This is a genomic window from Fictibacillus sp. WQ 8-8, assembly GCF_024494405.1.
Taxonomy (GTDB): domain Bacteria; phylum Bacillota; class Bacilli; order Bacillales; family Fictibacillaceae; genus Fictibacillus_C; species Fictibacillus_C marinisediminis.
Genome location: NZ_JAMXKG010000019.1, coordinates 35,189 through 61,336, shown reverse-complemented (window position 1 = coordinate 61,336; position 26,148 = coordinate 35,189). Strand labels below are relative to the sequence as shown.

At 45.1% G+C, this 26,148-nt stretch carries 26 protein-coding genes, 2 rRNA genes and 2 other annotated features; all 28 genes read left to right on the top strand.

Going from position 1 to position 26,148, the window contains the following annotated elements:
* The first annotated feature begins 5 nt into the window (after positions 1–5).
* The 28 genes from rrf (M1K46_RS23190) (at position 6) to rpoB (ending at position 26,139) form a co-directional block, all read left to right on the top strand.
* Positions 6–121 (top strand): 5S ribosomal RNA (gene rrf / locus M1K46_RS23190).
* A gap of 379 nt (positions 122–500) precedes the next feature.
* Positions 501–620, top strand: a 5S ribosomal RNA gene (gene rrf / locus M1K46_RS23185).
* Positions 621–1,177: 557 nt separating this feature from the next.
* Positions 1,178–1,648, top strand: a complete 471-nt coding sequence (locus M1K46_RS23180; protein ID WP_053356229.1) for a CtsR family transcriptional regulator — start codon at positions 1,178–1,180, stop codon at positions 1,646–1,648.
* A gap of 36 nt (positions 1,649–1,684) precedes the next feature.
* Positions 1,685–2,221, top strand: a complete 537-nt coding sequence (locus tag M1K46_RS23175) for a UvrB/UvrC motif-containing protein (RefSeq protein WP_091010577.1) — start codon at positions 1,685–1,687, stop codon at positions 2,219–2,221.
* A 3-nt stretch (positions 2,222–2,224) separates the two neighbouring features.
* Positions 2,225–3,292, top strand: coding sequence for a protein arginine kinase (locus M1K46_RS23170; RefSeq protein WP_053356227.1), 1,068 nt, complete (start codon positions 2,225–2,227; stop codon positions 3,290–3,292).
* Between the two features lie 25 nt (positions 3,293–3,317).
* Positions 3,318–5,750: an ATP-dependent protease ATP-binding subunit ClpC gene (gene clpC, locus M1K46_RS23165; RefSeq protein ID WP_256227852.1), complete on the top strand. Its 2,433-nt coding sequence runs from the start codon at positions 3,318–3,320 to the stop codon at positions 5,748–5,750.
* Positions 5,751–5,970: 220 nt separating this feature from the next.
* Positions 5,971–7,347, top strand: a complete 1,377-nt coding sequence (gene radA, locus M1K46_RS23160; RefSeq protein WP_091010582.1) for a DNA repair protein RadA — start codon at positions 5,971–5,973, stop codon at positions 7,345–7,347.
* Between the two features lie 3 nt (positions 7,348–7,350).
* Entirely contained in the window at positions 7,351–8,424 is a 1,074-nt protein-coding gene (gene disA / locus M1K46_RS23155; protein ID WP_053356224.1) for a DNA integrity scanning diadenylate cyclase DisA, read from the top strand.
* Between the two features lie 83 nt (positions 8,425–8,507).
* Positions 8,508–9,599 (top strand): PIN/TRAM domain-containing protein, encoded by a 1,092-nt coding sequence (locus M1K46_RS23150; protein ID WP_053356223.1) that lies wholly within the window; start codon positions 8,508–8,510, stop codon positions 9,597–9,599.
* Between the two features lie 64 nt (positions 9,600–9,663).
* On the top strand, positions 9,664–10,377 hold the full coding sequence (ispD, locus tag M1K46_RS23145) for a 2-C-methyl-D-erythritol 4-phosphate cytidylyltransferase (protein WP_256227851.1): 714 nt from the start codon (positions 9,664–9,666) through the stop codon (positions 10,375–10,377).
* Positions 10,352–10,828 carry a 2-C-methyl-D-erythritol 2,4-cyclodiphosphate synthase gene (ispF, locus tag M1K46_RS23140; RefSeq protein ID WP_091010586.1) on the top strand — a complete coding sequence of 159 codons (477 nt, stop codon included), beginning with the start codon at positions 10,352–10,354 and terminating at the stop codon, positions 10,826–10,828. Before ispD ends, ispF begins: the two co-directional genes overlap by 26 nt.
* Before the next feature lie 49 nt (positions 10,829–10,877).
* Positions 10,878–12,344, top strand: a complete 1,467-nt coding sequence (gltX, locus tag M1K46_RS23135; RefSeq protein ID WP_256227850.1) for a glutamate--tRNA ligase — start codon at positions 10,878–10,880, stop codon at positions 12,342–12,344.
* Between the two features lie 67 nt (positions 12,345–12,411).
* Positions 12,412–12,649 (top strand) — a binding site (T-box leader).
* A 22-nt stretch (positions 12,650–12,671) separates the two neighbouring features.
* Positions 12,672–12,977 carry a hypothetical protein gene (locus tag M1K46_RS23130; protein WP_091010590.1) on the top strand — a complete coding sequence of 102 codons (306 nt, stop codon included), beginning with the start codon at positions 12,672–12,674 and terminating at the stop codon, positions 12,975–12,977.
* A 16-nt stretch (positions 12,978–12,993) separates the two neighbouring features.
* Positions 12,994–13,644 (top strand): serine O-acetyltransferase EpsC, encoded by a 651-nt coding sequence (gene epsC, locus M1K46_RS23125; RefSeq protein WP_256227848.1) that lies wholly within the window; start codon positions 12,994–12,996, stop codon positions 13,642–13,644.
* Positions 13,641–15,041: a cysteine--tRNA ligase gene (cysS, locus tag M1K46_RS23120; RefSeq protein ID WP_256227847.1), complete on the top strand. Its 1,401-nt coding sequence runs from the start codon at positions 13,641–13,643 to the stop codon at positions 15,039–15,041. The genes epsC and cysS overlap by 4 nt, the downstream gene beginning before the upstream one ends.
* On the top strand, positions 15,042–15,467 hold the full coding sequence (locus tag M1K46_RS23115; RefSeq protein WP_053356217.1) for a Mini-ribonuclease 3: 426 nt from the start codon (positions 15,042–15,044) through the stop codon (positions 15,465–15,467).
* Entirely contained in the window at positions 15,464–16,216 is a 753-nt protein-coding gene (gene rlmB / locus M1K46_RS23110; protein WP_256227846.1) for a 23S rRNA (guanosine(2251)-2'-O)-methyltransferase RlmB, read from the top strand. Before M1K46_RS23115 ends, rlmB begins: the two co-directional genes overlap by 4 nt.
* A complete protein-coding gene (locus M1K46_RS23105; RefSeq protein WP_256227845.1) occupies positions 16,209–16,718 on the top strand; it encodes an NYN domain-containing protein in 510 nt (169 codons plus the stop codon). The genes rlmB and M1K46_RS23105 overlap by 8 nt, the downstream gene beginning before the upstream one ends.
* A gap of 82 nt (positions 16,719–16,800) precedes the next feature.
* Positions 16,801–17,451 carry an RNA polymerase sporulation sigma factor SigH gene (gene sigH, locus M1K46_RS23100; protein ID WP_053356214.1) on the top strand — a complete coding sequence of 217 codons (651 nt, stop codon included), beginning with the start codon at positions 16,801–16,803 and terminating at the stop codon, positions 17,449–17,451.
* 182 nt (positions 17,452–17,633) lie between these two features.
* Positions 17,634–17,783: a 50S ribosomal protein L33 gene (gene rpmG / locus M1K46_RS23095; RefSeq protein ID WP_256227844.1), complete on the top strand. Its 150-nt coding sequence runs from the start codon at positions 17,634–17,636 to the stop codon at positions 17,781–17,783.
* Between the two features lie 141 nt (positions 17,784–17,924).
* On the top strand, positions 17,925–18,131 hold the full coding sequence (gene secE / locus M1K46_RS23090; protein ID WP_053356212.1) for a preprotein translocase subunit SecE: 207 nt from the start codon (positions 17,925–17,927) through the stop codon (positions 18,129–18,131).
* Positions 18,132–18,214: 83 nt separating this feature from the next.
* Positions 18,215–18,748, top strand: coding sequence for a transcription termination/antitermination protein NusG (nusG, locus tag M1K46_RS23085; RefSeq protein WP_053356211.1), 534 nt, complete (start codon positions 18,215–18,217; stop codon positions 18,746–18,748).
* A 172-nt stretch (positions 18,749–18,920) separates the two neighbouring features.
* On the top strand, positions 18,921–19,346 hold the full coding sequence (rplK, locus tag M1K46_RS23080; protein WP_053356210.1) for a 50S ribosomal protein L11: 426 nt from the start codon (positions 18,921–18,923) through the stop codon (positions 19,344–19,346).
* A 201-nt stretch (positions 19,347–19,547) separates the two neighbouring features.
* On the top strand, positions 19,548–20,249 hold the full coding sequence (gene rplA / locus M1K46_RS23075; RefSeq protein WP_053356209.1) for a 50S ribosomal protein L1: 702 nt from the start codon (positions 19,548–19,550) through the stop codon (positions 20,247–20,249).
* A 43-nt stretch (positions 20,250–20,292) separates the two neighbouring features.
* Positions 20,293–20,440, top strand: a sequence feature (ribosomal protein L10 leader region).
* A gap of 40 nt (positions 20,441–20,480) precedes the next feature.
* Positions 20,481–20,981, top strand: a complete 501-nt coding sequence (gene rplJ / locus M1K46_RS23070; RefSeq protein ID WP_053356208.1) for a 50S ribosomal protein L10 — start codon at positions 20,481–20,483, stop codon at positions 20,979–20,981.
* Positions 20,982–21,033: 52 nt separating this feature from the next.
* Complete coding sequence (gene rplL / locus M1K46_RS23065) at positions 21,034–21,396, top strand: 50S ribosomal protein L7/L12 (protein WP_256227843.1); 363 nt, start codon at positions 21,034–21,036, stop codon at positions 21,394–21,396.
* A gap of 331 nt (positions 21,397–21,727) precedes the next feature.
* The gene (locus M1K46_RS23060; protein WP_062240219.1) at positions 21,728–22,330 is read left to right on the top strand and encodes a class I SAM-dependent methyltransferase; all 603 of its coding nucleotides are present in this window, start codon (positions 21,728–21,730) and stop codon (positions 22,328–22,330) included.
* A gap of 266 nt (positions 22,331–22,596) precedes the next feature.
* Positions 22,597–26,139 carry a DNA-directed RNA polymerase subunit beta gene (gene rpoB / locus M1K46_RS23055; protein ID WP_256227842.1) on the top strand — a complete coding sequence of 1,181 codons (3,543 nt, stop codon included), beginning with the start codon at positions 22,597–22,599 and terminating at the stop codon, positions 26,137–26,139.
* Positions 26,140–26,148 lie beyond the last annotated feature (9 nt).

The window sequence follows — 26,148 nt, the reverse complement described above, 5'->3', positions numbered from 1 at the left end:
ATATGTCTGGTGGCGATAGCGAAGAGGTCACACCCGTTCCCATACCGAACACGGAAGTTAAGCTCTTCAGCGCCGATGGTAGTTGGGGGCTTCCCCCTGTAAGAGTAGGACGTTGCCAGGCACGATTGAAGCACTGTTGGATTGATTCCAGCAGTGCTTTTTTGTATGTTCTTTTATGAAAATGACGTGATAGGCAAGTAAACCTTGTCGAATCGCAAGTAACGAGTGTGAAATCGCAAGTAAACGCTGTCGAACCGCAAGTAAACGAGCCAAAGCCGCAAGTAAACCCACCAAATCCGCAAGTAACGCTCCCGGACAACAAAGCAGAACCTTCAAAACCGTATCCATTAGCCACAAAAAGATGATTTTCAAAGAGAAAACGAAAAAATAAAGCCTATACAAACTAATTACTTGTTCTATTTTTCATAAAACCATCGAGGGATCAACCAAATAAGGTGGTTTGCATATCGCCGCCTGGGTCGTGCTCGGAGCAAGGGATATTCGGTGGTGAGCGATAGCGAAGAGGTCACATCCGTTCCCATACCGAACACGGAAGTTAAGCTCTTCAGCGCCGATGGGAGTTGGGGGCTTGCCCCTGTATAAGTAGGACGTTGCCGGGCATGAACGAAGCACTGTTGGATTGATTTCAGCAGTGCTTTTTTGTATGTTCTTTTTTATGACAATGAGGGGTTTGGCATGTAAAGGCTGGAAAGTCGCACGTAAAGTCTCCATTCCCGCATGTAAACCCTTCAAAGTCGCACGTAAAAGGGCCAAATCCGCAAGTAAACTCACCAAACCCGCAAGTAATGCTCCCAAATCACCCAAGGGCAGACCGTCTAGATCACTCTTATTCCGCCCGCAGCCCTCCAATCGTACAAAAAAGGAAATTAAAAAACCTCTCATTAGTCCCTTTTTCAACAAAACTCAAACACCGCACAAAACTTTTGAAATCTAAAACTTCCTTGAGCCCAGGCTCTGTAAAGTGTTGTCTGTTTTCGACACTGAAAAGTCTTCAATTGTTACGATTAATCCCAAAAATATCGGGTAATACTGTGATAGAAACAGCTCGTCCCCCAATCATGCGAAAAGTATACATTAGTTGCATAAACCCTGAAAAAGCGTCTATAATATAATTGTATAGTCAAAGATAGTCAAAGTCAGAGGGGAGGGGAGCAGGTTGAAAAATATCTCAGACATCATTGAAGCATATTTAAAGCAGGTCATCGCGGGATCAAATGAGACGTTCATTGAAATCAAGCGTACGGATATTGCTGAAAAGTTCCAGTGTGTCCCTTCCCAAATTAATTATGTCATCAACACCCGTTTTACGGTGGAAAAAGGCTTTGTTGTAGAGAGTAAACGGGGCGGCGGGGGATACATTCGAATCATTAAAGTCAAAACAGAGAATTATGTCGACCTTATTGATCAGCTGCTGCTTCTTATCAATGATCGTATTTCACAAGGAAATGCGGAGAATGTTATTTTGCGGTTGCTTGATGAGCAGATCGTATCCGAACGCGAGGCGAGGATTATGCTAAGCGTGACAGATCGCTCTGTTTTACACGTGTTAGACCTTCCTGAACGTGATCAATTACGAGCTGAATTATTAAAAGCAATGATTCGGACATTAAAATTTAGAACCAGATAACGATGTATCACATTTATTAATAGGGAGGGGAAAAAAATGTTCTGCCAGGAATGCCATGAGCGGCCTGCCACTTTACATTTTACGAAGATTGTAAACGGCAAGAAAACAGAATTCCATATTTGTGAGCATTGTGCAAAAGAAAAAGGAGAATTCCTTCCGGGGTCGAATACTTTCTCTATTCATCAGCTGCTCTCTGGATTGCTTTATGGAGATCCTTCCATTTCGGGAACGGCTTCTCCAGGACTTTCTCAACAGTCGGTCCAGGCTTGCCCTCAGTGCGGCATGACCTACAATCAGTTTGCCAAATCCGGCAGATTTGGCTGCAGCCATTGCTACGAAGTTTTTGATTCGAAGCTGGACCCTATTTTAAAGAGGGTGCATGGCGGGAATACAAGACATGCCGGGAAAATTCCGAAACGGATTGGCAGCGGGCTTCAAGAAAAACGCGAATTGGAAAAATTAAAGCAAGCTATGCAGCAGTATATTTTAAATGAGGAATTTGAGAAAGCGGCAGAGACCCGTGATCAAATTCGGCTTTTGGAAAAGCAAAAGCACCGGGAAAAGGGGGAATAGAGCATGTCACTTGAACATTTTATAAGTGAAGCTATCAGTCCCTGGATGAAAAAAGAAGGACCTGATTCAGATATTGTGTTAAGCAGTAGAATCCGGCTGGCCCGAAACCTCGAAAAATATAATTTTCCAGATCTGGCTTCCAAGGAGGAATCAGAGGCTGTTATTCAGACATTAGCGGGGGCTTGTAAGGAAAATAGCTGCGGGAATTTCGGAGAGTTTGAAATTCTTCATCTCGATCAGCTAAAACCTCTCGCAAAAAGGGTATTGGTAGAGAAGCACTTAATCAGCCCTCATCTTGCAGAACAATCAAAGTTTGGTGCAGTGATGCTTAATCATGATGAGTCTGTGAGCATCATGGTCAATGAAGAAGACCATCTCCGGATCCAGTGCCTTTTTTCGGGTTTCCAGCTGAATGAGGCTTTAACCCTCGCAGCTGAATTGGATGACTGGATCGAACAAAAGGTGGATTATGCGTTTGATGAGGAACGAGGCTACCTGACCAGCTGCCCGACGAATGTTGGAACAGGATTGCGTGCTTCTGTTATGATGCATCTGCCAGCTTTGGTCTTAACGAAACAAATCAGCCGTATTATACCGGCAATCAACCAGCTGGGTCTCGTAGTCCGTGGGATATATGGGGAAGGAACGGAAGCTCAGGGCAATGTTTTTCAAATCTCCAACCAGATAACCCTTGGAAAATCAGAAGAAGATATTGTGGAGGATTTGCGGGGTGTCGTCCTTCAGCTTATTCAGCAAGAGAGAACAGCAAGAAAAACTCTGCAGGACGGTTTGAAAATCCAGCTTGAAGACCGGATCTTCAGGTCGTATGGAGTTCTGGCGAACAGCCGGATCATCCAATCGAAGGAAGCTGCACAGTGCCTATCCGACGTCAGGCTGGGAATAGACCTTGGAATTGTTGAAGGAATTTCCCGATCCATATTAAATGAATTAATGATACTTACACAACCGGGCTTTTTGCAGCAATATGCCAATGAAATGTTGAATCCTGATGAGCGTGATATCCGTAGGGCAACGCTAATAAGGGAAAGAATCAAACTTGAAGAAGCTTAAAATTTGAATGGGAGTGTGAATGATTATGATGTTTGGTCGATTTACAGAACGAGCTCAAAAGGTACTTGCGCTGGCACAGGAAGAAGCAATCCGTTTAGGCCATAATAATGTTGGCACCGAGCACATTCTGCTTGGCTTGATCCGTGAGGGTGAAGGAATTGCCGCTAAGGCGCTTCACGTTCTTGGTCTTGGACCTGAAAAGATCCAAAAAGAAGTAGAAACCTTAATTGGACGCGGCCAGGAATCCGTGCAAACCATCCATTACACTCCAAGAGCAAAAAAGGTTATTGAACTATCCATGGATGAAGCCCGTAAACTGGGACATTCTTACGTGGGCACGGAGCACATCCTGCTAGGACTGATCCGTGAGGGTGAAGGAGTGGCAGCCCGTGTACTGAATAATCTCGGAGTGAGCTTGAATAAGGCTCGCCAGCAGGTGCTTCAGCTTCTTGGAAGCAATGAGGCATCATCCAATCACCGGGGTTCTTCTACGAACGCGAACACACCGACACTTGACAGCCTTGCAAGAGATCTGACGGCGATTGCGAAGGATGGAAGCCTTGATCCAGTCATCGGCCGTTCTAAAGAGATTCAAAGGGTCATTGAGGTACTGAGCCGCAGAACGAAGAACAACCCAGTCCTCATCGGTGAGCCGGGTGTTGGTAAAACGGCGATTGCAGAAGGTCTTGCTCAGCAGATTATCAATAATGAAGTTCCGGAAACGCTTCGTGATAAAAGGGTCATGACACTCGATATGGGAACGGTCGTTGCCGGTACCAAGTATCGCGGTGAATTTGAAGACCGTCTCAAGAAAGTCATGGATGAGATCCGCCAGGCGGGGAACATCATTCTATTTATCGATGAGCTGCACACATTGATTGGAGCAGGCGGAGCAGAAGGCGCCATCGATGCATCGAATATTCTTAAACCGGCCCTTGCCCGCGGTGAGCTTCAATGTATCGGAGCGACCACACTGGATGAGTACCGAAAATATATTGAAAAGGATGCAGCGCTTGAACGCCGCTTCCAGCCAATCACAGTAAATGAGCCGACAAAAGATGAAAGTACACAGATTTTGCAAGGTCTCCGCGACCGTTATGAAGCGCATCACCGTGTCACCATTACAGATGATGCCATCGAAGCAGCCGTAACGCTGTCTGATCGTTACATTTCCGATCGCTTCCTACCGGATAAAGCGATTGACCTGATCGACGAGGCAGCTTCCAAAGTGAGACTGCGTTCCTATACTGCACCGCCAAACCTCAAAGAGCTTGAACTGAAGCTTGAAGAAGTTCGCAAGGAGAAAGATGCTGCTGTTCAAAGCCAGGAGTTTGAAAAAGCAGCTTCCTTAAGAGATACTGAGCAGCGTCTTCGCGAGGAACTTGAGAAAACGAAGAACGTATGGAAAGAAAAGCAAGGTCAGGAGAATACAGAGGTAACACCAGAGGATATCGCGCAGGTCGTCTCCAGCTGGACCGGCGTTCCAGTCTCCAAACTGGCTGAAGAAGAAACGGAACGCCTGTTGAAGCTGGAAGAGATTCTTCATAACCGTGTCATAGGGCAAAATGAAGCGGTTCAGTCCATCTCAAAAGCGATTCGCAGAGCCCGTGCCGGCTTGAAAGATCCGAAGCGTCCGATCGGTTCGTTCATCTTCTTGGGACCTACTGGAGTAGGTAAAACCGAGCTGGCCCGTGCGGTAGCCGAATCCCTGTTCGGTGAAGAGGATGCGATCATCCGCATTGATATGTCTGAGTACATGGAGAAACATACGACTTCACGACTCGTTGGTTCACCTCCAGGCTATGTAGGACACGAGGAAGGCGGACAGCTGACAGAGAAAGTACGACGCAAGCCATACTCTGTTATCCTGCTTGACGAGATCGAAAAAGCGCATCCTGAAGTGTTCAACATTCTGCTTCAAGTGCTTGAAGACGGACGCCTGACAGATTCTAAAGGGCGTACAGTAGACTTCCGCAACACCGTCGTCATCATGACATCCAACGTTGGAGCCAGCACGCTCAAGCGCAACAGCTCTCTAGGTTTTACGGTTCACACGGAAGATCAGCAGTATAATGACATGAAAACGAAAGTGATGGCTGAGCTGAAAAAAGCCTTCCGTCCAGAGTTTTTAAACCGTATTGATGAGATTATTGTCTTCCATGCCCTTGAAAAGACACATCTCAAACAGATCGTTACACTTATGGCCGATTCACTTACCAAACGTTTGAAAAATCAGGGCATCGAGATCGAAATCACTGAAGCGGCACTCGATAAGATCACCGATGAAGGCTATGATCCGGAGTACGGAGCGCGTCCATTGCGCAGAGCCCTTCAGCGTAAGATCGAGGATCGCCTGTCAGAAGAACTGCTAAGAGGAAACATCAGCAAAGGAAACACCGTCAAAATTGATGTGGATAATAATGACTTTGTTGTTGAGACCGTCGGTGCTACATCGTAAATGATGGGATTTGTCCAATTGTATAGAAATAAATACAAAAACCCGGGAGGCAGTCACGTCTTCCGGGTTTTTGTCGAATCATTTTCTGTATTTTATCTAAATTCCAAATGCCCCCATTGGAAAGAGAGCCTGCTTTTTTGATAAGATAAAGACAGCAAGATTAAAAAAAGAGAGAATGGTCCAGCTGCTCCATAGCAGTCTGGAAATAGAGGAGAAATGGATGGCCAAAAACAAGTCTGTTTTTATGTGCCAGGAATGTGGGTATGAATCACCGAAATGGATGGGAAAATGCCCGGGATGCAACAAATGGAACACAATGGTGGAAGAAGTCATCAAGCGTGATACCCAGACAAGAGGCCTGACAACTTCTTCGGCTTCAGGCACCCAGCAAAAGCCCCAATCCATAGTTGATATAAAAAGTGAACAGGAGCCGCGCATCAACACTCATACGATTGAGCTGAACCGGGTGCTCGGCGGAGGGATTGTTCCTGGTTCATTGGTGCTCGTTGGAGGAGATCCTGGAATCGGGAAGTCCACCCTTCTGCTGCAAACCTCGGCAAAACTGGCCCAGCACGGGCAAAAAGTGCTTTATATTTCAGGTGAAGAATCAGTAAAACAGACGAAACTCCGGTCTGATCGGCTAAATATATCGGCGGGAGATCTTTTTGTCCTGGCTGAAACTGACCTTGATCTTATTGAAAAAGCCGTAACAGAAATCAATCCGTCGATCGTCATTATCGACTCCATACAGACGGTCTACCGTCCGGAGGTCACAAGTGCCCCGGGAAGTGTCTCTCAGGTCCGGGAGTGCACGTCCCATTTTATGAGGATTGCCAAGACGAAAGGGATTGCTATTTTTATCGTCGGACACGTAACGAAGGAAGGTGCGATTGCCGGACCGAGAATGCTTGAGCATATGGTGGATGCGGTGCTTTACTTTGAAGGTGAGAGGCATCACACGTACCGAATCTTGCGTGCAGTCAAAAACCGCTTTGGATCAACCAATGAGATCGGCGTGTTTGAGATGAAGGAGCTTGGGCTGTCAGAAGTCCTCAATCCTTCTGAAATTTTTCTTGAGGAGCGTTCAAAAGGAGTAGCCGGATCGACTGTTGTTGCTTCTTTGGAAGGAACAAGGCCCATGCTTGTAGAAATACAGGCATTAGTATCTCCTACAAGTTTTGGAAATCCGAGAAGGATGGCAACAGGCATCGATCATAACCGAGTCTCATTGCTTATGGCGGTCCTTGAAAAAAGGGTGGGCCTCCTGCTTCAGAATCAGGATGCCTATTTAAACGTCGCCGGCGGTGTGCGTCTGGATGAACCAGCTGTTGATCTGGCCGTTGCCGTAAGCATAGCATCGAGCTTTCGGGATGCTCCTACCCGGCCGACAGATGTTATGATCGGGGAAGTCGGCCTGACAGGAGAAGTGCGCCGGGTTTCAAGAATCGACCAGCGGATTCATGAAGCTGCGAAACTTGGTTTCGAGCGGGCGATTATCCCGGATAAAAACCTCGGGGGATGGACAATCCCTAAAGGAATTGAAGTGATTGGTGTGTCTACTGTTGAAGAGGCATTGCACTATACTTTGGGAGGATAAGGTATGGATCATATACTAAGAGAAGCGATCATCAGCAACATGCTCCAGCTCGTTGCGCCAGGAACACCCCTCAGAGAGGGTATAGACAATGTACTCCGCGCCAATACTGGCGGCCTCATTGTTGTCGGCTATAATGATAAAGTTACACAGCTTGTTGACGGAGGATTCTCCATCAACTGTAAATATTCCCCGGCATCTCTTTATGAGCTCGCTAAGATGGATGGAGCCATCATCCTGAGTGAAGATGCCTCTCGCATCCTATATGCCAATACGCAATTGGTGCCTGACACGTCTATTCCGTCTACCGAAACCGGAATCCGGCACAGGACTGCTGAGCGTGTAGCCCGGCAGACCGGAAATCTTGTTATATCGATATCTCAGAGACGTAATGTCATCACACTCTATCAAGGTGTGATCCGCTATTCATTGAAAGACATCGGTGTCATTTTAACAAAAGCAAACCAGGCCATCCAGACCCTCGAAAAATACAAGGTTGTGTTCGACCAGAGCGTAACAAACCTTGGTGCTCTTGAATTTGAGGAGCTTGTGACATTTCAGGAGGTCTCCCAGGTCATCCACCGTATTGAAATGGTTCTAAGAATAAAGAGCGAAATCATAAAATATGTTAATGAATTGGGTGTAGAGGGAAGATTAATACGGATGCAGATGGAAGAACTTGTATCTAACATAGAAGATGAGGCAGTTCTTTTAATCAAAGATTATGTAAAAGACAGAAAACATGACCCGGCACACATTCTCCGTCAGCTCAAAAAGCTTTCCAGCGACGAGCTGTTTGATGAAAATGTCATTGTGAAACTGCTGGGACACTCCCCTTCTTCCAATGTGCAGGATGAAACCGTTCATCCGCGTGGCTACCGCATCCTTTCAAAGATTCCAAGGCTGCCGACGCTCATTGTGGAAAATTTAATCGGAACATTCGACAGTCTTCCGAGTATTTTGCGAGCTTCTATCAAAGAGCTGGATGAAGTAGAGGGCATCGGAGAAATCCGTGCCAAGAAAATTAAAGAAGGCCTGAAACGGATTCAGGAGCAGCTTTTTGTAGACAGGCATATATAAATGGGTAATTTTTATGGAAATTATCAAAAGAGCACGTTTCAAAACAGACAATCTGTAAATAATGGTTAAGGGAGGTGAAATGCATGCTTAAAAGATTTGTACAGCTGTTTTTTGTTGTTGTTGGTGGCATGCTTGGTTTTATCTATGTCCCTGACATTATCCGTATTCTCAATTTGGGTGATCTGCCGTCAGAATTGACTTCATCTTATGCGGGCGCCGTCTTAGGGGCACTTATATTCTTTTTATCTACGTTTTGGGTGACTGATTATATTGTTGGGCTGATCCGGTGGGTGGAAGAAACCGTCGTAAAAGCTCCGGTCACTGATGTTCTTTTTGGAACGATGGGACTTATATTCGGACTTATAGTTGCTTTTTTTGTACAACTTCCTCTTAATAACATCAATATTGTGGTGTTCAGTTCGGTTCTGCCCATATTTCTAACGTTGTTATTAGGCTACCTCGGTTTCCAGGTTGGTTTTAAAAAGCGGGATGAGCTGATTAATCTGTTCTCCATTAACCGCTCAGGAAAAGAACGGAAAAAGGATACGGAAGAAGAAAAGCTTAAAGGAAAATATAAGATTCTAGATACGAGCGTCATCATTGACGGAAGAATCGCGGATATCTGCCAGACCGGTTTCCTTGAAGGCCCGCTCATTATTCCTCGCTTTGTGCTGGAAGAACTTCAGCATATTGCCGACTCGTCCGATGTATTGAAACGGAACAGAGGAAGGCGCGGACTTGATATTCTCAACCGCATCCAAAAGGAACTCTCCATCAAAGTGGAGATCTACGAAGGCGACTTTGAAGAAGTGAGCGAAGTGGACAGCAAATTGGTGAAACTCGCCCAGCTTCTGTCCGGTATCGTTGTAACGAATGATTTTAATTTAAACAAAGTATGCGAGCTTCAAAATGTGTTAGTATTGAACATAAATGACCTTGCCAACGCGGTTAAACCGGTCGTATTGCCTGGTGAAGAATTGATCGTGCAGGTGATAAAAGACGGCAAGGAGCATAACCAGGGTGTTGGCTATCTTGATGACGGAACGATGATCGTGGTGGAAGAAGGCCGAAACTATATCGGTAAGACCATCGATGTCCTCGTGACGAGTGTACTGCAGACTTCTGCGGGACGGATGATTTTTGCCAAGCCGAAACTTCTGGAGAAAGCTTTATAATTAACGAGCTTACAAGAGAGCCATGGATTTCTCTGTACGCGGTATAGTGTGGTGGAGAAGGTTGTTGGAATATAGCGTAGTCATTCCTGCTGCAGGCCAGGGAAAAAGGATGAATGCAGGAAAGAACAAACAATGGATCGAACTGAACGGGAGACCGCTCATTGCTCATACACTTTCTGTATTTGAGCAAGATCCGTGGTGCCGGGAAATCATCCTGGCTGTGAATCGGTTAGAACAGGCTCAATTTCAAGAATTGGCTGAAAATGGGCGTTTTCAAAAGATTGCCCGGATTGTTGAAGGCGGGGCAGAACGGCAGCACAGTGTTTTTGAAGGATTAAAAGCAGTGCAGCACACGGACCTGGCACTGATTCATGATGGTGCACGCCCTTTTGTGGAAAGAGAAAACATTCATGAACTTGTGCTGAAAGCGAATGAAACAGGAGCGGCCATTTTGGCTGTTCCTTTAAAAGATACGGTAAAAAAAGCAACAGGCGGAACCGTGAGTGAAACGGTAGACCGTGCGAGCTTGTGGGCTGTCCAGACCCCACAAGCTTTTCGTCTTCCCGTCGCACTGGACGCTCACCGGGTGGCAGCTGAAGCTGATTTTCTCGGCACGGACGATGCCAGCCTCGTAGAAAAAATGAACTACCCTGTATCCATCGTCGAGGGAGATTATTTAAACATTAAATTAACAACGGTGCATGACATACTATTCGCCAATGCCATTTTGGCACAAAGGGAGAGGGAAAAACATGATTCGAGTGGGACAAGGCTATGATGTACACCAGCTCGTCGAAGGGCGCCCTCTGATTATCGGAGGTATCACTATTCCTTATGAAAAGGGGCTGCTCGGCCATTCAGACGCTGATGTTCTGCTTCATGCCGTAACCGACGCGTTGCTCGGAGCAGCGGGTGAAGGCGATATCGGCAAGCATTTTCCGGACACGGATGAGGCTTTTAAAGATGCGGATTCTAAAAAACTGCTTCAGGAGTCGTGGGAATTTGTAAAGAACAAAGGCTTTATTCTAGGAAACGTCGATTGCACAATCATTGCGCAAAAGCCAAAGATGGCTCCATATATTGAAGAGATGCGAAGTGTAATCGCCGGAATTTTCGGAGCAGAAACGGACCAGATTAATGTGAAAGCGACAACGACTGAGAAGCTGGGTTTTACAGGCCGCAGTGAAGGGATCGCCGCAAACGCAGTCATCCTTATTACAAAAATATAGACAAAGTGTTACAATGGGAAAAGCAAAAAAATATCGAGGTGGAATTGAAATGTCAAACGAAGTAAGGGTAAGGTATGCACCAAGCCCAACAGGACATTTGCATATAGGGAACGCAAGAACAGCATTGTTTAACTATTTGTTTGCCCGCCACAATAACGGCAAGCTTATCATCCGTATTGAGGATACTGACCAAAAACGAAACATCCAGGGCGGAGTGGAAAGCCAGCTGACGTACTTAAAATGGCTGGGCATCGATTGGGATGAAAGCATAGATGTAGGCGGGGAGTATGGACCGTATACTCAGATGGAGCGCCTGGATATTTACAAAAAATACTATGAGGACTTGTTAGACCGCGGTCTGGCTTATCCTTGCTACTGTACTGAGGAAGAGCTAGAAGCATCACGTGAGGAACAGGTCGCTAAAAATGAAACTCCGCACTATTCAGGCAAATGCCGCCATTTGACGGAAGATGAGCGTAAAGCGCTGGAAGCGGAAGGAAGAAAGCCAAGTATTCGTTTTGCTGTGCCGGCAGACCATACGTATGCGTTTGATGATATGGTAAAAGGTCATGTTTCGTTTGATTCCAACGGGATCGGCGACTATGTCATCGTGAAAAAAGACGGCATTCCGACTTATAACTTTGCAGTTGCCATAGATGATCACTTGATGAAGATCTCTCACGTATTGCGTGGAGATGATCATATCTCCAATACACCGAAACAGCTTATGGTATATGAAGCGTTTGGCTGGGAGCCGCCGGTGTTTGGCCATATGACGCTCATTTTTAATGAAAACCGCAAGAAACTGAGCAAACGCGATGAGTCCATCATCCAGTTTATTGAACAGTACGAACAGCTGGGATACATTCCTGAAGCTTTGTTCAACTTCATTACCTTGCTTGGCTGGTCTCCGGTTGGAGAAGAAGAGATCTTCACGAAGGAAGAGTTCATTGAAATCTTTGATCCTTCCAGACTGTCAAAAGCACCCGCTATTTTTGACAAGCAGAAGCTGCTTTGGGTAAACAACCAATACATGAAAAAGCAAGACCTTGAAACAGTGATGGAACTTACCCTTCCGCATCTTATTGAAGCAGGAAGGCTCAAAGAGAACATGACTGAGGAAGACCGCGAGTGGGCATCCAAGCTCATCGCCCTCTATCAGGAAAAATTAAGCTATGGCGCTGAGATCGTGGAACAGACAGATGTCTTCTTTAAGGATCAGATTGAATATGAAGAAGAAGCGCTTGAAGTTTTGAAAGGCGAAACGGTTCCTGAAGTCATCGCTGCCTTTAAAGGCCATGTCGAAGCGATCACGGATTTCTCTGCGGAGGAAGTGAAAGCGGCGATTAAAGCGACACAAAAGGAAACGAAGCAAAAAGGGAAAAATCTGTTCATGCCGATTCGCGTGGCGACTACAGGCCAGACGCATGGTCCAGATCTACCTCAAGCTATCTCATTGTTTGGCAAGGAAGAGATCCTGAAACGCCTGGATAAAACAGCATCCCGCCTATCATAATTTTTTGTCAGGCAAAATTAGTTAACATTTTGCTCCTAATGTAATATATTAAAAGAAATTAATTACAGCGACAGCAAGGATGAGGAGAGTAAGTTTGCCATTTTCCTATCAGAGAGAACCGCCATGGGCTGAGAGCGGTTTATGAAAAGGAAACTGAAATGCACCTCGGAGCCTTTTATCGAACCGATACAGTAGATAAAAGCGGCCCTCCACGTTACGGAGTACAAGGGGAACAGCAAAAATACGGCATTATATTCCGTTTTTGCTGTTAAACAGAGTGGAACCGCGCAAAAAGCGTCTCTGTGCATACGCACAGTGGCGCTTTTTTTGCTGGAGCGGGCAGAGCAAGGGCCATGGATAAGTTTACTGGCGGAAATGAAGGGTTTACTGTCCGAAAGTGCACATTTACTGTCTAAAATGAAAATTTACTGGCGAAAAGCACACGTTTACCGGCCGAATGGGGATTACGGTAAACTAGCGGTTCAGCAGCTGCAGGAGCTTCAGCTTTTCTCGATCCAGCTTCAGCAGGCAGGGCCTCGGCCGCTTCACACTCCCACCACAACACAAAAAGCGTGTTGCTGTGTAAGTGTTCCACCGTCTTTCGGCCCTAAACGCCTGCTTCAGCTTTTCTAACTAAGGGGGGATTACAATGTGGAAACGCATGAGGGAGGATATACAGGCTGTCTTTGAGAATGATCCGGCAGCGCGCAGCAAGCTGGAGGTGGTTCTTACCTACTCTGGCCTGCATGCAATATGGGCACATCGGCTGGCACATAAGTTGTTCAAACGAAACTTTTTGTTTTGGGCCCGCGTCGTTTCGCAGATCAGCCGCTTTTTTACAGGAATTGAGATTCATCCGGGTGCACAGATCGGGCACCGGTTTTTTATAGACCATGGTATGGGTGTGGTCATAGGGGAGACCTGTATTATCGGTAATGATGTTACCTTGTATCAGGGGGTAACACTTGGTGGTACTGGTAAAGAAAAAGGGAAACGCCACCCGACCATTGAGGACCATGCTTTAATTGCGACAGGTGCAAAAGTATTGGGATCCATCACAATTGGGAAACATTCTAAGGTAGGAGCAGGATCTGTTGTTTTGCGGGATGTACCTCCGAATTCGACAGTTGTTGGGATTCCTGGTCGGATTGTTATCCAGGATGGAATGAAAATTGGCAAAGAACTGGATCATTGTAACCTGCCTGATCCGGTGGCCTCTCAGTTCAGAGAGGTTCAGCAAGAGCTGGAACGATTGCAGGAAGAGATTGAACGTTTACGAAAGGGAAGTGAAGTACGATGAGTTTAGTTATTTATAATACGTTGACGCGTCAAAAAGAGGTATTCAAACCTCTCGAAGAAGGGAAAGTAAAGATGTATGTATGCGGACCAACCGTCTACAATTATATTCATATTGGCAACGCGCGTCCGGCCATCGTCTTTGATATCGTAAGACGCTATCTCGAATATCGGGGCTATGATGTAAACTTTATTTCCAACTTTACGGATGTGGATGACAAACTCATTAAGGCGGCAAAAGAGCTTGGTACTGGTGTGCCGGCAGTCGCAGAGCGTTTTATCCAATCCTATCATGAAGATGTTTGCGCGTTGGGTGTACAAAAAGCGGACCACCATCCGCGGGTGACCGAAACGATGCCTGAAATCATTGATTTTATCAGCAAGCTGATTGAAAAAGGTTATGCATATGAAGCAAAAGGCGATGTTTATTTTAAAACCCGCTCGTTTGAAGGATATGGCAAGCTTTCTCATCAGTCGATCGATGACCTTCGTTCGGGTGCACGTATCGAAGTGGGTGAAATTAAGAAGGATCCGTTGGATTTCGCATTGTGGAAAGCGGCGAAAGAAGGGGAGATCTTCTGGGAAAGCCCTTGGGGCAATGGACGTCCGGGATGGCATATCGAGTGCTCGGCCATGGCTAAAAAATACCTTGGTGATTCCATTGATATTCATGGCGGCGGCCAGGATCTTACCTTTCCGCATCACGAAAATGAGATTGCTCAGTCTGAAGCCCTGAACGAAGCACCGATGGCCAAGTATTGGATGCATAACGGCTATATTAATATCAATAACGAAAAAATGTCCAAATCGCTTGGGAATTTTGTTCTCGTCCATGACATGATCAAAGAATATGATCCTCAAGTCATCCGCTTTTTCATGATGGCGGTTCACTACCGAAATCCGATCAATTTCAGTGATGAACTGCTTCAAAGCGCACATGCCAGTTTGAGTCGAATCCGTACAGCATACGAGAACTTGAAACACAGACAGGAAGTCAGTGCTGACCTGGCGGAAGATACAGCAGTTTGGGAAGCGAAAGTTTCGCAGTTTAAAAAGGACTTCATTTCTGAGATGGATGATGATTTTAATACAGCCAACGGAATTGCTGTCTTGTTTGACGCGGCTAGGGAAGCTAACGTTTACCTGCAGTCTGAAAACACATCCAAAAGTGTGCTGTCTGATTTTATCACCCTCTTTGAAGAGCTTACCGGGGTACTTGGTTTGGCCCTGTCAGCAGAAAAAGAACTGCTTGATGAAGAAATTGAAGCACTGATCGAAGAACGCAACAAATCAAGAAAAGACCGTAATTTTGCGAGAGCAGATGAAATTCGTGACCAGCTGAAGGATATGAACATCATCCTGGAGGATACTCCGCAGGGTGTCCGCTGGAAGAGGCAATAAATGAGCAGACAGATTTCGAGTTCGGATATAAAACAACTGAACGGGATGACGCTGGCTTACATGGGAGATGCTGTACTTGAAACATTTGTACGGCATCACCTCATCCATACCGGCCAGGTGAAACCGAACCGGCTTCATACCCTGGCAACCAAATATGTTTCAGCCAAGGCCCAGGCTTCTGTTGTTCTTCGCTTGCTTGACGAGAAATTTTTTGACGAAGAGGAAGTTAGTGTCATTATGCGGGGCAGAAACGCAAAGCAAGGTTCCGTGCCCAAAAACACAGATGTACAAACGTACAGGTATGGGACAGGCTTTGAAGCGATTATTGGCTATCATCATCTGCTTGGGAATGAAGAGCGGTTACAGACCATTTTTGAAAAAGTAGTTTCTTTCGTCGAACAGGCGGGAGAGGGAGGAAAAAAATGAGCGAAGAATTTATTATTGGCAGAAACCCTGTACTTGAGGTATTGCGTGCGGGAAGAGACATAAACAAAATATTTGTAGGTGAAGGCTCACAGAAAGGGCCGGTCAGCCAGGTCATTCATATGGCGAAGGAGAACAATGTCCTCGTGCAGTTTGTTCCGAAGCGCAAACTCGATCTGCTGAGTGACGGGGGCAATCACCAAGGAGTGATCGCTGCAGTTGCCGCATACGAATATTCAGAGATCGATGATTTATTTAAAAAAGCAGAGGAAAAAGGTGAAGAGCCTTTCTTCATCATCCTTGATGAGATTGAAGATCCCCACAACCTCGGATCCATTATGCGTACGGCAGACGCAGCAGGCGCCCACGGAATTATCATCCCTAAGCGGAGGGCGGTCGGATTGACGGCCGCTGTAGCAAAAGCCTCAACTGGAGCGATCGAATATATTCCGGTCGTGCGTGTGACCAACATCGTACAAACAATGAAAGAGCTTAGGGAGCGCGGCATTTGGTTTGTAGGAGCCGATATGAAAGGAAAGGAAGATTACAGGGAAGCCGGACTTGATATGCCAATCGGACTTGTCATCGGAAGTGAAGGCAAGGGCATGGGCAGGCTGGTTAAAGATACGTGTGACTTTCTTGTACGGCTGCCGATGGAAGGGAAAGTTACTTCTCTCAATGCTTCAGTCGCAGCCGGCCTTTTATTGTATGAGGTTTACCGCAAACGCCATCCGCTGTCATCTAATGGATAGTATTTTACTCGTTGATGGCTATAATGTCATAGGCGCCTGGCCTGAACTCCGGTCATTAAAGGATACGGACTTTGCAAAAGCACGCGATATACTGATTGAAAAAATGGCAGAGTATCAGGCCTTTACAGGCTGCCGGGTCATCATTGTATTCGATGCCCATATGGTAGCTGGAATGGAGAAGAAAGCAAAGAATTACAAGGTTGAAGTGATTTTCACAAGGGAAAACGAAACGGCCGATGAAAGAATCGAGAGGCTGGCTTCAGAGTACAAAAATGTGAATACACGCATCTTTGTAGCAACCTCCGATTATACGGAGCAATGGGTTGTTTTTGCCAAAGGCGCTTTAAGAAAGTCATCCCGAGAGCTAAAGGTCGAAATGGACGATATAGAGAAAAGAATTGAGCGGAAAGTCAAGAAAGCGAGAGAACGAAACTTTTCCAGCATCTCCCTGTCCGAGGAAGTAGCTGAAATATTCGAAAAATGGCGAAGAGGTCAAAAATAAACAATCTTGACGCTTTTTCATGACATGCTGTATAATATTGTTATATTTTGCCTTGCATTCAGGCTCTGACGGGGGGATTGTCGTGAGCATTTACCTCAAAGAAATGACGGTTCTGGATTATGAACAGATTGAAGATGAAAGTCTGGTTGAACATGTCCATGAAGGAGACAGTGCTGCACTGGAATTTTTAATTAACAAGTATAAAAATTTCGTGCGCGCAAAAGCTAGATCCTACTTTTTAATCGGAGCTGACCGGGAGGATATTATCCAGGAAGGCATGATTGGCCTTTATAAGGCAATCAGGGATTATAAAGAGGACAAGCTTTCATCCTTTAAGGCTTTTGCCGAACTGTGCATCACGCGGCAAATGATAACGGCTATTAAGACAGCCACAAGGCAGAAACATATTCCGCTCAATTCCTATGTATCATTGGACAAGCCGATCTATGATGAAGAATCGGACAGGACGCTGATGGATGTAATTTGCGGGACGAAGGTTACGGATCCGGAAGAGTTGATCATTAACCAGGAAGAGTTTGATGATATTGAACTGAAAATGGGAGAGATATTGAGTGACCTCGAGCGGAAAGTGCTGATGCTCTACCTGGACGGAAGGTCGTATCAGGAAATTTCGATCGATCTGGACAGGCATGTGAAATCGATCGACAATGCATTGCAGCGGGTGAAGAGGAAGCTCGAACGATATCTTGAGTTAAGAGAAATAACGTTATAAGCAGGGATCCCCCTGCTTTTCTTTTTTTATTTCAATAAAGTTTTCCGGAACGCGAAAGGGCACGATCTTCTCTCATGAGCCGTTCCGACCTTCATTGACAAGCCTTTTGGGCTGTGATAATGTGGTAAAAGTAGTATAGATATTGTGGATGAGTGGGTCTTAACAGCATGGAAGGTGTTATTATGCGAAAAAAAGTTATTTTAGCCTGCGGTCAATGCAACAGCCGAAATTATACCACCATGAAAAACCAGGCAGAAAATCCTGAACGTATCGAGGTTAAAAAGTTTTGCAGTCATTGCAATTCGCACACTACCCACAAAGAAACGAAATAAAAGGCTGGCTAGCCGGCTGTTTTCAAAGTAAGAAAGGTAAGACTGTGAGGAATTCGGCAGGGCTATGTCTAGCTGCAGCGCCCACCCAGATCGCTTCCGCTTTTCTTACTCATATATCAATCAGGTAATGGGGGTAACATGATGGCTGACATTGCTGAAAAAACAAGGAAATCACCTGCAAAGTTTTTATCCGATGTTAAGAAGGAAATGAAAAAGGTAAGCTGGCCGAAACGTGATGAGCTGATCCGCTATACAACTATAACGGTCGTAACAGTGGTTTTGATGGCAATCTTTTTCTGGGCAGTTGATCTTGGTATTTCGAAGCTTATTGAACTCATTTTAGACTAGTTTGATTATATAGAAACATAACTGGATACAATGCTAGAGTATATCCGCTTAGGAGGGAAAGGACACGGGTTGTCCCGATGAATATGGAAAAAAACTGGTATGTCGTTCATACTTATTCAGGGTATGAAAACAAAGTGAAAACGAACCTGGAAAAGCGCGTGGAATCAATGGGAATGTCGGACAAGATCTTCCGTGTACTGGTTCCTGTTGAAGAAGAAACAGAAATCAAGAACGGCAAAACAAAAACCGCTATGAAAAAGGTGTTTCCTGGATATGTTTTGACTGAAATGGTCATGACGGATGATTCATGGTATGTGGTTCGAAATACGCCGGGTGTTACAGGATTCGTCGGATCTGCAGGAGCGGGTTCAAAACCGACTCCGCTCTTGCCTGAAGAGGTTGAACACATTCTTAAAGGCATGGGCATGGAAGAGCCTCGCATCGAAGTGGATTATGAGCTGAAGGAAGCGGTCAAAGTTAAAGAAGGACCGTTTGCTGACTTTGTCGGTACCATCGAAGAAATCGATCCGACAAAACGAAAACTCAAAGTTCACGTGAATATGTTTGGCCGCGAAACCCCGGTTGAATTAGATTTCAACCAGGTCGTCAAGCTTTAATTTTTGAAGTAATTTCAAAAACACTTGAAATCCAACTTAAAAAGTGATAGACTTTTTAATGTTTGATATTTCTAAACAACTGCTTTCTCCTAAGCAAGGGGGAAGCGTATTTTTGAGTGGGAGGGTATATCATACCCATATACCACATCACGGACTTAAGGAGGTGTGTCGCGTGGCTAAAAAGGTTATTAAAATGGTAAAGCTTCAGATCCCTGCTGGCAAAGCAAATCCGGCACCACCGGTTGGACCTGCACTAGGACAAGCTGGTGTTAACATCATGGGATTCTGTAAAGAGTTTAACGCTCGTACTGCTGATCAAGCTGGTTTAATCATTCCGGTTGAAATCACGGTTTTTGAAGACCGTTCATTTACATTCATCACTAAAACTCCTCCGGCTGCTGTTCTACTTAAAGTAGCTGCTGGAATCGAGTCTGGTTCAGGTGAGCCGAACAAGAAAAAAGTTGCAACTGTAAAACGTGATAAAGTTCGCGAAATTGCAGAATCAAAAATGCCTGACCTAAACGCTGCAAATGTTGAATCTGCAATGCGTATGGTTGAAGGTACAGCACGCAGCATGGGAATTGTTATCGAAGACTAATTCTAATGCTTCCAAAGGGTTGCGAGTAAAGGAGACATCCTACCGGTAACGGTTCGCAACCTTTATTAATGGAACCAAAGCCGGACGGAACGCGCGATAATCATCGGCGTTCCCAAAAAGGCATGGCGGCCTCAAAATCTCGAGAGACCGCTTAAGTGGGAGGAATATCCGCTAAACCACATAAGGGAGGAAATTTTTACAATGGCTAAAAAAGGAAAGAAATACCAAGAAGCGGCTAAATTAGTAGACCGCCAAAAATCTTATGAAGCTTCTGAAGCAATCGAGCTTGTTAAAAAGACTGCGACAGCTAAGTTTGATGAGTCTGTAGAAGTAGCAGTACGTCTTGGAGTAGATCCTAAGAAAGCGGACCAACAAGTTCGTGGCGCTGTAGTACTTCCGCACGGAACTGGCAAAACTCAACGTGTGCTAGTATTTGCTAAAGGCGAAAAAGCGAAAGAAGCAGAAGCTGCTGGAGCAGATTTCGTAGGCGATACTGACTACATCAACAAAATCCAACAAGGTTGGTTTGATTTTGATGTAATCGTAGCAACACCGGACATGATGGCTGAAGTTGGCCGTCTTGGACGCGTATTAGGGCCAAAAGGTTTAATGCCTAACCCTAAAACGGGTACAGTTACATTTGAAGTTGAAAAAGCGGTTAACGATATTAAAGCTGGTAAAGTAGAATATCGTGTAGATAAAGCTGGAAACATTCACGTGCCGATCGGTAAAGTTTCTTTCGACAACGACAAGTTGGCTGAGAACCTTGGTACAATCATCGACACATTGCTTAAAGTGAAACCAGCTGCTGCGAAAGGGACTTATGTTCGTAACGTAGCAATCTCTTCAACAATGGGACCTGGAATCAAAGTTAACCCATCTAACTTTTCTCTTAAAAAATAGTTGACACACATTAATTAGACTGTTATAGTTGTTAATGTTGTAAATAAATATCTATGTCATGCCGTAGACAGCGGGGGCTTAATGCTTAATTATCCTGCCGAGGTGTGTAGCACAGAATAAATCAATTATTGATTGCTTAATTTCTGACACTACGCCTTCATGTCTAACATGAAGGCTTTTCTTATGGCTACGGTATGAAGATGACTAGACTATTCTACAGGAGGTGTAAGGATGAGCAGTATTCTTGAAACTAAGAAGCAATTGGTTTCTGATATCGCTGGACAATTGCGTGAGAGCAAATCAACAATTCTTGTTGACTATCGCGGTTTGACTGTAGCGGCAGTAACTGAGCTTCGTAAACAACTTCGTGATGCTGGGATCGAGTTTAAAGTATACAAAAACTCAATGGCTCGACGTGCAGCTGACGAAACTGGCTTATCTGAGCTTAACGAGCATTTGGTTGGTCCTACAGCGATTGCGTTCAGCAATGACGATGTAGTAGCTCCAGCTAAAATTCTTAACAACTTTGCTAAGGAAAATGATGCTCTTGAGATCAAAGCAGGTGTAATTGAAGGCCGTATCGCATCGGTTGAGGAAGTTAAAGCTCTTGCAGATCTTCCATCACGCGAAGGACTTCTTTCTATGGTACTCAGCGTGCTTCAAGCGCCAATTCGCAACTTTGCGTTGGTTACTAAAGCAGTTGCTGAACAAAAGGAAGAACAAGGCGCATAAGCTTTGCGTTTTAACTGATTTATAGATTTAACTAACTAAGGAGGAAATTATAATGTCTAAAGAAATCATTGAAAGCTTAAAAACTATGACAGTTTTAGAACTTAACGACCTAGTTAAGGCAATTGAAGAAGAGTTTGGTGTTACTGCTGCAGCTCCTGTAGCTGTAGCTGGTGGAGCTGCTGGTGCAGAGGCTGCTGCTGAGCAAACTGAGTTTGATTTAGTTCTTACAAGCGCTGGCGCTTCTAAGATCAAAGTTATCAAAGTAGTTCGTGAGCTTACAGGCCTTGGTCTTAAAGAAGCTAAAGAACTAGTTGACGGCGCTCCAAGCAATGTTAAAGAAGGCATTGCTAAAGAAGAAGCTGAAGAAATGAAAGCTAAACTTGAAGAAGTTGGAGCTTCTGTAGAAGTTAAGTAATTTTAAATCAAAAAGGGTTCGCCAACAGGCGGACCTTTTTATTTGGAAGATAAGAAAGCATGAAAACTATGGAGTATTCGGCGCAGTATTGTCCAGCTCCAGCGCCCAGGGCTGAAAACGTATTTCTTGTTTTCAGCATAAGTCCTCGGAGGACGAATTGAAAAACCACAATTCGTCTTAGGTCGCTTCACTCTTGCCCCTCAACACAAAAAGCGTGTTTCTGTGCATGAGTTCCGGCGCTTGTCGGACTTAAACGGGGCACTTGCGCTTATCTTGAGTAATCTTGGTCATACTGATAACAGGAATTCCTTTTAAGGAAAGGAAGATGAACATGGGTGGTCATTATTATTCTGAGCGGCCGGACGTAAAGAGCGATCCGAAAAACTGGACGTTTACGCTTAGAAACCATGAGTTCAAATTCACATCTGATTCCGGTGTCTTTTCAAAAAAGGAAGTGGACTTCGGAAGCCGATTGCTGATTGAAGAATTTGTATCTCCGGGAATTGAAGGAGATTATTTGGATGTTGGATGCGGCTATGGACCGATTGGACTCGCGATTGCTAAAGAAAATTCTGGCCGGCGTGTGCTGATGGTGGACATTAACGAGCGCGCCCTGGAATTGTCTGCGGAAAACGCGAAGAAAAACGGGATCTCCAACATCGAAGTGCGAAAAAGCAGCCTGTTTGAAAATGTTGCAGAAATGGGATTTGCGGCCATTCTTACAAACCCGCCCATCCGTGCAGGAAAAAAGGTTGTCCATCAGCTGTTTGAAGATTCGTATGATAAATTGCAGACTGATGGGGAATTATGGATCGTCATTCAAAAGAAACAAGGTGCTCCATCTGCGATTGAAAAACTTCAGTCCGTATTTGCGGAAGTGGAGACTGTTTCAAAAAGTAAAGGGTACTATATTATTCGAGCGATAAAACGTTGACTCTGTATGGAGTCTATGCTAATATTATAAAATGCCAATGAATTCACATTTTCTGCCCTTGTGTTCAAATGCAGAAAAAACCTCGATATTATAACCTTTTAAGGTATATCAAGAGAAGAATTTGGACAAAATTATATAATCTGTTGCTCGATTGAAATTGTGGTTTTTATAAAAACCCTTTTTCTTTTTGTCTTTCTGACATTCAATAATAGAATGTTAGAGTATATAGGAACAAGAAAAAACGCTGGATTTGAGGGGTGAATCAGTTGACAGGTCAACTAGTTCAGTTTGGACGCCACCGCCAACGAAGAAGTTACGCAAGAATTAGCGAAGTGCTTGAATTACCGAACTTAATCGAAATTCAAACTGCTTCCTATCAATGGTTTCTTGATGAGGGACTGCGTGAAATGTTCCAGGACATTTCGCCGATTGAAGATTTCACTGGAAATCTCGTGCTAGAGTTTATTGACTATAGTCTCGGAGAGCCAAAGTATCCTGTGGAAGAATCAAAAGAGCGTGATGTAACTTATGCTGCGCCGCTTCGTGTAAAGGTGCGTCTCATTAATAAAGAGACTGGCGAAGTGAAAGAGCAAGAAGTATTTATGGGAGATTTCCCGTTAATGACAGATACAGGCACGTTTGTGATCAACGGTGCTGAACGTGTAATTGTTTCCCAGCTTGTTCGTTCACCAAGTGTCTATTACAGTGAAAAGATTGATAAAAACGGTAAAAGGGGTTTCACTGCCACTGTTATACCAAACCGAGGTGCCTGGCTTGAGTTCGAAACAGACGCCAAAGATATAGTATATGTGCGCATTGACCGCACTAGGAAAATTCCTATTACCGTATTGCTTCGCGCATTAGGGTTTGGGTCTGATCAAGAAATCATCGACTTGCTTGGGGAAGATGAGTATTTAAGAAATACCCTTGATAAAGACAATACAGAAGGTACGGAAAAAGCACTCCTAGAAATCTATGAGCGCCTTCGCCCCGGCGAACCTCCTACTGTTGATAACGCCAAGAGTTTGTTAGACTCACGCTTCTTTGATCCGAAGCGTTATGATCTTGCAAGTGTAGGACGTTATAAAATCAATAAAAAGCTTCATATTAAAAACCGCTTATTCAACCAAAAGCTGGCTGAAACCCTGGCTGATCCAGAAACGGGCGAAGTGCTTGCTGAAGCAGGGACACTACTCGACCGCCGTACGCTGGACAAGATACTTCCTTATCTTGAGAACGGCATTGGTTTCCGTCATGTGACTCCGGCAGGCGGGGTAGCTGAAGATCAGGATATTCCGCTTCAGTCTATTAACATTTATGCTCCGGATGATGCTGATGGAGAGCGCGTTATTAAAGTAATTGGCAATGCTTATGTTGAGAAATCAGTTAAGAACATTACGGTTTCTGACATCATTGCATCTATTAACTACTTCTTCAACTTGCTTCATAGTGTTGGTAATACAGATGATATTGACCACCTTGGAAACCGCCGCTTGCGCTCTGTGGGCGAGCTTCTCCAAAATCAGTTCCGCATCGGGTTGTCCCGTATGGAACGTGTTGTTCGCGAACGTATGTCGATACAAGATACAAATGCGATTACACCACAGGCACTGATCAATATTCGCCCTGTTATTGCTGCGATCAAAGAGTTCTTCGGAAGCTCTCAGCTTTCTCAGTTTATGGACCAGACCAACCCACTTGCAGAACTTACGCATAAACGCCGTCTTTCAGCCCTAGGGCCCGGCGGACTTACGCGTGAGCGCGCAGGGTTCGAAGTCCGTGACGTTCACTACTCCCACTATGGCCGTATGTGTCCGATTGAAACACCTGAGGGACCGAATATCGGTTTGATCAACTCATTATCAAGCTATGCAAAAGTAAACGAGTACGGCTTTATTGAAACACCATATCGCCGTGTAGATCCTGAGACTGGTAAAGTAACAGGACGAATCGATTACCTGACAGCTGATGAAGAAGACAACTATGTGGTAGCACAGGCGAACTCCCTTCTTGGTGAAGACGGGGAATTCCTGAACGAAGACGTCATCGCACGTTTCCGCGGTGAAAACACCATTGTCAGACGCGATCGCATCGACTATATGGACGTATCACCGAAACAGGTCGTATCCGCCGCTACAGCTTGTATTCCTTTCCTTGAAAATGATGACTCCAACCGTGCACTGATGGGTGCGAACATGCAGCGTCAAGCGGTTCCTCTAATGGTACCGGAAGCACCAGTCGTCGGAACAGGAATGGAGCATGTGTCTGCAAAAGATTCTGGTGCGGCTGTTATCTGTAAATACGAAGGAATTGTTGAGAAGGTTACTGCGAAACAAGTCCAAGTACGCCGCATTGAAACTATTGACGGGAAAGAAGTAGAAGGTCAGCTTGACCGCTACAACTGCCTTAAATTCATTCGTTCCAACCAAGGAACTTGCTATAACCAGCGTCCGATTGTCAGTAAAGGCGACCGTGTAGTTAAAGGAGAAATTCTTGCAGACGGACCATCCATGGAAAAAGGAGAACTCGCTCTTGGGCGAAACGTTCTTGTCGGCTTCATGACATGGGAAGGCTATAACTATGAAGATGCGGTCATCATGAGCGAACGACTGGTAAAAGATGATGTATACACATCCATCCATATTGAAGAATATGAATCAGAAGCCCGTGATACGAAATTAGGTCCGGAAGAGATTACAAGAGATATCCCGAACGTAGGGGAAGAAGCTCTTCGCAATCTGGATGACCGTGGAATTATTCGTATCGGTGCGGAAGTGAAAGATGGAGACATCCTCGTAGGTAAAGTTACACCTAAAGGGGTTACTGAACTTACAGCTGAAGAACGCCTTCTTCACGCGATCTTTGGTGAAAAAGCGCGTGAAGTCCGTGATACATCACTTCGTGTGCCTCACGGCGGAGATGGAATCATTCTGGATGTTAAAGTATTTAACCGTGAAGACGGCGACGAGCTTCCTCCAGGAGTGAATCAGCTGGTGCGTGCTTATATCGTACAGAAGCGTAAGATTCACGAAGGAGATAAGATGGCGGGCCGCCACGGAAATAAAGGTGTAATCTCCCGCATCATGCCGGAAGAAGATATGCCGTTCCTTCCAGATGGAACACCCATTGATATCATGTTGAACCCTCTGGGTGTACCTTCCCGTATGAACATCGGCCAGGTGCTTGAGCTTCACCTTGGTATGGCTGCAAGACAGCTTGGCGTTCACATGGCAACACCGGTATTTGACGGTGCACGTGAAGAAGATGTTTGGGCAACCATTGAAGAAGCGGGAATGGCCCGAGATGGTAAAACCGTTCTTTATGACGGAAGAACTGGAGTTCCGTTTGACAACCGTGTTTCAGTTGGTGTCATGTACATGATCAAACTGGCTCACATGGTCGATGACAAACTTCACGCACGTTCTACTGGACCATACTCCCTTGTTACCCAGCAGCCGCTCGGTGGTAAGGCACAGTTCGGTGGACAGCGTTTCGGTGAGATGGAGGTTTGGGCACTCGAAGCATATGGTGCTGCTTATACTCTTCAAGAAATTCTTACCGTCAAATCCGATGATGTTGTGGGCCGTGTGAAAACATACGAAGCCATCGTCAAGGGTGAGAACGTACCAGAACCTGGAGTTCCTGAATCATTCAAAGTATTGATCAAAGAGCTTCAATCACTCGGAATGGACGTTAAGATCATGTCCGGTGACGATAAGGAAATTGAAATGCGCGAGCTTGATGATGAAGAAGATCAAGCAAGTGAAAAGCTTAATTTAAATCTTGAATCTTACACTGTAAGTGAATAAAAACAGGAT